The sequence below is a fragment of the Streptomyces sp. NPDC059456 genome (genome assembly GCF_042750055.1).
Lineage (GTDB): Bacteria > Actinomycetota > Actinomycetes > Streptomycetales > Streptomycetaceae > Streptomyces.
In genome coordinates, this window is sequence record NZ_JBHYVA010000465.1 from 1 (window position 1) to 6,842 (window position 6,842).

At 69.6% G+C, this 6,842-nt stretch carries 7 protein-coding genes; all 7 read left to right on the plus strand.

From position 1 onward, the window contains the following. Positions 1 to 194 precede the first annotated feature (194 nt). The 7 genes from ACFXA3_RS30470 (at position 195) to ACFXA3_RS30500 (ending at position 6,573) form a co-directional block, all read left to right on the plus strand. A complete protein-coding gene (locus tag ACFXA3_RS30470; protein WP_385191838.1) occupies positions 195 to 1,652 on the plus strand; it encodes a pyridoxal phosphate-dependent decarboxylase family protein in 1,458 nt (485 codons plus the stop codon). Further along, the gene (locus ACFXA3_RS30475) at positions 1,649 to 2,107 is read left to right on the plus strand and encodes an HD domain-containing protein (protein ID WP_385191840.1); all 459 of its coding nucleotides are present in this window, start codon (positions 1,649 to 1,651) and stop codon (positions 2,105 to 2,107) included. Before ACFXA3_RS30470 ends, ACFXA3_RS30475 begins: the two co-directional genes overlap by 4 nt. A 176-nt stretch (positions 2,108 to 2,283) precedes the next feature. Continuing rightward, positions 2,284 to 2,478: a hypothetical protein gene (locus ACFXA3_RS30480; RefSeq protein WP_030297273.1), complete on the plus strand. Its 195-nt coding sequence runs from the start codon at positions 2,284 to 2,286 to the stop codon at positions 2,476 to 2,478. A gap of 243 nt (positions 2,479 to 2,721) precedes the next feature. Beyond that, positions 2,722 to 3,051 carry a hypothetical protein gene (locus ACFXA3_RS30485; RefSeq protein WP_385191843.1) on the plus strand — a complete coding sequence of 110 codons (330 nt, stop codon included), beginning with the start codon at positions 2,722 to 2,724 and terminating at the stop codon, positions 3,049 to 3,051. 105 nt (positions 3,052 to 3,156) lie between these two features. Further along, positions 3,157 to 3,660, plus strand: coding sequence for a hypothetical protein (locus ACFXA3_RS30490; protein WP_385191845.1), 504 nt, complete (start codon positions 3,157 to 3,159; stop codon positions 3,658 to 3,660). A gap of 697 nt (positions 3,661 to 4,357) precedes the next feature. Further along, positions 4,358 to 5,548 carry a cupin domain-containing protein gene (locus tag ACFXA3_RS30495; protein WP_385191847.1) on the plus strand — a complete coding sequence of 397 codons (1,191 nt, stop codon included), beginning with the start codon at positions 4,358 to 4,360 and terminating at the stop codon, positions 5,546 to 5,548. Continuing rightward, entirely contained in the window at positions 5,545 to 6,573 is a 1,029-nt protein-coding gene (locus ACFXA3_RS30500) for an NB-ARC domain-containing protein (protein ID WP_385191850.1), read from the plus strand. Before ACFXA3_RS30495 ends, ACFXA3_RS30500 begins: the two co-directional genes overlap by 4 nt. The last annotated feature ends 269 nt before the right edge of the window (positions 6,574 to 6,842 follow it).

The window sequence follows — 6,842 nt, forward strand, 5'->3', positions numbered from 1 at the left end:
GAGCCCCGGACACCCGACCGCACCCCGGCCCCGCTCCCGCGGCAGCGCGACACGCGGGCCCGGCTCTGCCCGGGCCCGCCGTCCGCCCCGCCGTCCGCGCCCACCGGGATCCGGCGGTGGTGCGGTGGATCGGACGGGCCAATCGCTGCGGATTGGCCGGTCCGCGGCGCCCGGCGGGTCCCTACCGTGCCCCCATGGACCGCACGCTCGCCACCGACCTCGCCCGCCTCCCCGAGCTCCTGGAGGCCGCCCGCCGCACCGCCGCCGACACCCTCGCAGCGCTGGACGACCGTCCCGTCGTACCCCTGCCCACGCCCACGCCCCCGTCCGCGTCCCCGCGGCAAGCGGACCCGCTGCCCGTCCACCCCACCGGCACCGCCTCCGCCCTCGACGCCTTCGCCCGGCGCTGGGCGCCCCGGCTCTCCGCCTCCGCCGGCCCCCGCTACCTCGGCTTCGTCACCGGCGGCGCCACCCCCGCCGCCCTCGTCGGGGACTGGCTGACCTCCGTCCACGACCAGAACTCCAACTCCGCCCTGGACCCCGCCGGCCAGGACCTCGAACGCGAAACCACCGCCTGGCTCCGCGACCTCTTCGGCCTCACCGACGCGCACACCGGGACCTTCGTCAGCGGGGCCACCATGTCCAACACCACCGGCCTCGCCATCGCCCGCGAGTGGCTCGGCGAGCGCCTCGGCGTCTCTCCGTCCGAGGACGGCGCGGCAGCCCTCGGCCCGGTCCGTGTCCTCTCCGGAGCCCCGCACTCCTCCATCGCGAAGGCCCTGTCCGTCCTCGGCCTCGGCCGCAGCTCCCTCGTCTGCGTCCCGACGCTGCCCGGCCGTGAGGCCGTCGATCCCGCCGCCCTGGACCGGGCCCTCGCCGACACCCCCGGACCGGCCGTGGTCGTCGCCAACGCCGGCACCGTCAACACGGTGGACTTCGACGACCTCCGCGCGATCTCCGCCCTGCGCGAACACCACGCGTTCTGGCTCCACACCGACGCCGCCTTCGGAGCCTTCGCCGCGCTCTCCCCGGAGCACGCCCACCTCGTCGACGGCCTCGACGACTCCGACTCCGTCTGCATCGACCTGCACAAGTGGCTGAACGTCCCCTACGACAGCGCCGTCCAGTTCACCCGCCGCCAGGACCTGCAGGCCCGCGTCTTCCAGAACGCCGCGGCCTACCTCGGCCCCCTCGGCGACCGCCCCGACCTGGTCCACCTCACCCCCGAGAACTCGCACCGGCTGCGCGCCCTCGCCGCCTGGTTCACGCTCCGCGCGTACGGCCGCGAAGGCCACCGCGAGATCGTCGAGCGCGACATCGCCTGCGCCCGCGCCCTCGCCGCCGAACTGGAGCAGGACCCGGCCTTCCGCGTCCTCGCCCCCGTCCGCCTGAACGTCGTCTGCTTCACCCTCGCCGAAGACCCCACGCCGGCCCGTCTGACGGCCCTTCGCGAGGCGGCGCAGGAGGAGGTCTTCGTCACCCCCACGGTCTACGCGGGAACCCCCGCCCTGCGCGCGGCGTTCTCCAACTGGCGTACCACGCAGGCCGACGTGCGCCGGGCCGCGCAGGCCCTGCGTAAGGCGGCGGCACAGGGGGCACACGCGACGGAGACGACACGGACGACAGGGACGCAGCCGAAGGGGACCGCATGACGCAGCAGCAACCGTTGACCCTGATCGAGGTCGAGGCGCTGGCGCGCTCCGCGCACGAGGGCCAGACCGACAAGGCCGGCCGGCCGTACGCCGAGCACCTCGCGGCCGTCGCCGAGGGGGTGCGCGCCCGCGGCGGCAGCCCGGAGCAGCAGGCGGCGGCGTGGCTGCACGACGCCGTCGAGGACGACGCGCTCAGCCGGGAGTGGCTGGATTCCGCGGCCCTTCCGCAGCCCGTCAAGGACATGGTGCTGGCGGTCACCAAGCGCACCGGCGAACCACTGGAGGAGTACGCGGCCCGGATCCTGGCCACCCCGGGCGCCCTCCTCGTCAAGGAGGCCGACCTGGCGCACAACGCGGATCCCGCACGGCTCTCCGCACTGGACGGCCCCACCCGGGAGCGGCTGTCCGCGAAGTACGCGTATGTCCGCTCCCTCCTCGGCCTCACCGGGGCATGACCCCGGCCCCACGGGCGAAATGTGCCCGGTGCACGAGCGGTTGGCGGGAACGCGCCGACGCCGATTCGCCACGGGGCGGATAGCGGGGGCCCGTTGGTGGGAGGATGGTCCATGTGGGGGCGCGCGCGGCCGTGCGCCCCGGGCCGACCAGGGGACGACCGAAGGTGTGATCAGTAGTGGCCATTTCGCTGTCAGTGGTGGTTCTGTTGGCGGTCATCCTGGTGGTGCTCGTCCGCGGCAACCACATCAAGGCCGGCCCCGCGATCGTCGCGGTCCTCTTCGGCTTCTTCCTGGCGTCCAGTTCCATCGCGCCCGACGTCAACCGGTTCCTCAACTCCCTGGCCGACACCATCGCGGGCATCAAGCTCTAGTCCCGCAGCCGCGGCCGCAGCCGGTCCCACCCGCACGGGGGACCGGCCCCGACCGTCGGTCGCCGGTGTTCCCGGCGGCCATCCGCGAGATGCCGTGCGATCAGTCGGACGATACGATGAAAAACGGCATCAGCACGGCGTAACGGAGCGAGATCTCCCCCTCGGCGTCCCGTGCGACCGCTGCCGCGGGATCACAGCCGTCACGCCTCACCGGTCGCACCGTCAGCGTCCAAGGCAGGTTGAATGATGAACCGGACTCGTCGTCTTGCAGTACTCGCACTCCTGGCGGCCCCCGCTCTCGCGGTGGGCCCCGCCGTCGCCGCACACGCCTCGGCCACCGCGGCCCCCGCCGCCGCGAAGTGCAACGTCGAGGTGGACTCGGCCGGCAAGTACCACGTGTGGGGCCAGGGATTCCCGGCCGGCACGACGGTGACCTACTCCGGATCCACGTCGGGCTCGGTCCCCATCGACAAGTCCGGGCGCTTCGACCTCGGCGGCCTCACCGGAAGCAAGTACGTCGTCAAGACGGCCGACGGCAAAACGACGGTCACCTGCACCGCGGTCCACTACTGACACGCTCGTGCTTCAGATCGGGCGACGGGAATCAATAGTCGGCTTCAAGTCATTTGGCCATCATCGTTCGAAGTGGGGCCGATGGCACGCCACTATGATCTGACCATGGGACCCCTGAAACCGAATGTCATTGAACTCATAGTCGGCTTCTTCGCCTTCTGTGCGGTCTTCGCCATCCTGGCCAAGGTTCTGCTTCCCCGGATCGAGAAGACCCTCGTAGAGCGTGAAGAGGTTACTGCGGGCACACTCGAGCGGGCCGAGGCGATCCAGCGGGAGGCGCTGCGTATTCATGCCGAATACCAGGCGGAGTTGAATGCGGCCCGTCACGAGGTCTCGCAGATCCGCCAGGCTGCATACGAGGAGGGCGTCGCCCTCCTCGCCGCCGTTCGTGCGGAGGGGCAGAAGGCGCGCGAGGAATTGGTCGCCGCGGCCACCGTGCAGTTGGAGGCCGACCGATTGATCGCCGAGGCCGAGCTCCGGGAGGACGTTTTCGGGCTGGCTGCCGAGCTGGCCGGGCGCATCATCGGTGAACCGATCGCCGACCTCGACCGAGCCCGTGCTGCCGCCGACGTGTTTTTCGCTGCCGCAGAGGTCGATGCCGAGAGCTGAGAACTCAAGCGGCCCCCGAGCGCCGGGGCCGAGCGTCGAAGGCGCCACCCCTGGCGGGGAGCATGACGTTCGATATTCAGCCATTCAAAGGCAGGCCCGGATCCACTGGATCCGGGCCTGCCTTTTTTGGTGTCCCCGCACCAGCGCACCGCTCAGCCGGCGAACCGGGAGTCGGGCAGGGAGCACCCGCCCGCCGCAGAGGCGCGTTGCCGGTTCGGACTCGTGCAGTTGCCGGTTCCGGCAAGGCGACACCGACCGAGTGCCGCACCCGGCACCCCGAGCACCGCCTCCGCCGCCCCGCATCGGAAATTTCGGTGCGGGGCGAATTTGCCCGTGTTTTTGCTGGTGGGTTTGCCTGGGCTTGCAGCGCGGCTTCAGAGACTATGGATTCGATCGAAACTCCGATCGAATGTTTCTCACTAGCGGAGGGAAGTAGACGTGTCCAATAGTCTGAATGCTGCCGACATCCAGGTTGTACGGCCCGATGAAACCAATGGGCAGATGAGCTGGCCTTGGGGCGACACCAACAAGGGTCGCGGGGACTTCGAGCTCGCCGCGTTCGGCAAGGACCACGGTCTCGACGACAACGACGTTTAAGTCGTACCCCACCTGCGGGATCCGAGATCTCCATCCCGGATCCCGCAGGCTGTAGTGGCCGGTAGGCCTCGATTTTGGTTTCATATTGAGAGGTGTGTGCGTGGAAACCATTGTGTACCAGAAGAACGGTGAATCGACCGCGCAGCCGGCCCTCGGCTTGGCAAGGCTGATCGCCCCACTGAATATGGCGACATTCCAGAATGAGTTCTTCGAGAAAAAGCCGCTGCTGATCCGCCGCAGCGATCGCGCGTTCTACGCAGATTTGCTCACGCTCGACGACGTGGACGAGATCCTTTCCCTCTCCAGCCTGCACAACGAAGACGTGCGAGTGGCCGCGGAAGGCAGCATCGTGTCGGTGGAAGACCGGCTCGCATACGGCCCGCACGGCCACACCAACGCGCAGGAAGCGGTCTACGCGAGCTACCGCGAAGGCGCGACGATCATCATCGACGGGCTGCACGGCCGCTGGGAGCCGCTGAAGCGGCTCGTCCACGCCCTGGGTGCGGAGACGAACGCCAAGTTCCAGGTCAACACCTACCTGACCCCCGGCGGAGAGGCTCAGGGATTCAAGCCGCACCAGGACAACCACGACGTCTTCATCGCGCAGGCGCACGGCGTCAAGCGGTGGGCGTTGTACGGCACCCGCTATGAGCTTCCCCTGAAGCACCAGAACCACCAGGTTCCCATCGACGAGTACGGTGAGCCGGAGCACGAGTTCGATCTGCATCCCGGCGACCTGCTGTACCTGCCACGCGGGACCGTGCACGCGGCGCGGTCGACAGACAGCGCGTCGCTGCACCTCACCTTCGGCGCCCGGCCGGTCCTGCGGGCGACCATCCTGGTCGAGGCCATCGAGCAGGTGCTCAAGAGTGACGTGAGGTTCCGGCAGGGCCTGCCGCTGGGGTTCGTCTCCGACAAGGAGCTCAGTCGGCAGTCCGAGGAAGACCTCACCCGGCTGATCGGCATCCTGGCGGAGAAGCTGTCCGCGGCGGGGATGCTGGAGAACGCCATCACCCAGGCGATCTCGATCAATTCCCCCGTCCTGCGGCACCACTTGACCGACCTGGAGCAGCTCGGCCGTATGGACCTGGACACCGCCGTCCGCCGTCGGCCGGACATCCGCTGGGACATGCGGAAGTCGGACAAGACGGTGCAGCTCCACTTCCACAACAAGACGATCGAGCTCCCGGTCCGCGTGGCCGACGAGGTCCGCTTCATGGCCGAGGGAACGGATCCGTTCTTCACCGCGCGGACGTCGACCTGCGGGGCTTCAAAGGCGACGCCCCCATGACGCCGTCGACCGCGCTGCACGGATTCCTCACTGCTCTCGGGTACCCCGCGGACACCCTGCCGAAGGAGACCCACGAGCTGTCCGCCATGTACCGGACGGCACTCGCCGGGCGGCGGATGCTCATCGTGTTGGACAGTGCCCAATCCGCGGACCAGGTGCGCCCCCTGCTGCCCAACAGCCCGGGCAGCGTCACGGTCGTCACCGGCCGCTCCCGTCTTGACGGCTTGATCATCCGGGACGGGGCCGTGCGGATCGACGTGGGCTGCCTGCCGGAGACCGCGTCCGTCGACCTGTTGGCGAAGATCATCGGAACGGAACGGGTGGACGCGGAGCCCGAAGCGGCGGCCACACTCGTTTCGCTCTGCGGCAATCTCCCCCTGGCGCTGTGCATCACGGCAGAGCGCTTGGCGCGTCACCCCGCCCATCCCCTCTCCGCGTGGGTGGACATGATGGACGGGAATGCCGACCAGCTCGAACACCTGGACATTCCGGGAGATCCGGCCACCTCGCTCCGGGCGGTCCTCTCCTGGTCGTACCGGGAGCTGCCTGCAGCGACGTCGCGGTTGTTGCGGCTCCTCGGGCTCGGCGACGAACTGGAATTCGATGCCTCACGGGTCGTCCGTGCCTTCGCTGCGGAGCGGGCGGCCGAGGCGCACCTGGCCATGCTCGTGGATTCCGGTCTCCTGACCTCGCCCGTTCCCGGCCGGTACCGACTTCACAAACTGGTTCATCTGTATGCGCGGGAGCGTGCCCAGGCGGAGGAACGATCGGAGCAAGTGGTCGACTTCGCCCGGCGCCTGCGGCACGGCCGGAGCGGGAGGCCGTCCGTGGGAACGCGCGGTCGCCCGCCGCAGCTCCTGTCGGCGCATCGGGCCGGCACCGGCGACCGCCGTCCGGACCGTCGCCGCGAGCGCGGCGGCATCGGGGGCGGAGCGGAGCTCATCCACGTCCACGGGCCGGCCTGGCAGGGCCCGGGAGAGTGCCCCTTGGGCCTGCTGGAGCCCTGTTTGGGACATCCGGCATAATCATGGAAATACGAGCCGGTCGGACTACCCGGTCAGAACCCGGGCCCCAAGCGATATGAGCAAAGGCCGATGACGCGCAGGGGCCACGGCGCCCCCCGCGCAAGGGGGCACGCAGCTCATCGGCGGCCCGGGAACGACGAAGGGGCCGGTCGGGGTAAAAAACACAGAACTGGGCCCTCAGGTCTGAGAGCGGGGGCGGGGGGGGTTTAAAAAAAACCAACCCCCCAAACACCATGGGGTGGGGGGGTGTGTGGGGGGGGTGTGTGTGT

Coding starts and splice junctions, on each gene's coding strand:
- ACFXA3_RS30470 (WP_385191838.1), top strand. CDS start 195: ATGGACCGCACGCTCGCCACCGACCTCGCCCGCCTCCCCGAGCTCCTG.
- ACFXA3_RS30475 (WP_385191840.1), top strand. CDS start 1,649: ATGACGCAGCAGCAACCGTTGACCCTGATCGAGGTCGAGGCGCTGGCG.
- ACFXA3_RS30485 (WP_385191843.1), top strand. CDS start 2,722: ATGATGAACCGGACTCGTCGTCTTGCAGTACTCGCACTCCTGGCGGCC.
- ACFXA3_RS30490 (WP_385191845.1), top strand. CDS start 3,157: ATGGGACCCCTGAAACCGAATGTCATTGAACTCATAGTCGGCTTCTTC.
- ACFXA3_RS30500 (WP_385191850.1), top strand. CDS start 5,545: ATGACGCCGTCGACCGCGCTGCACGGATTCCTCACTGCTCTCGGGTAC.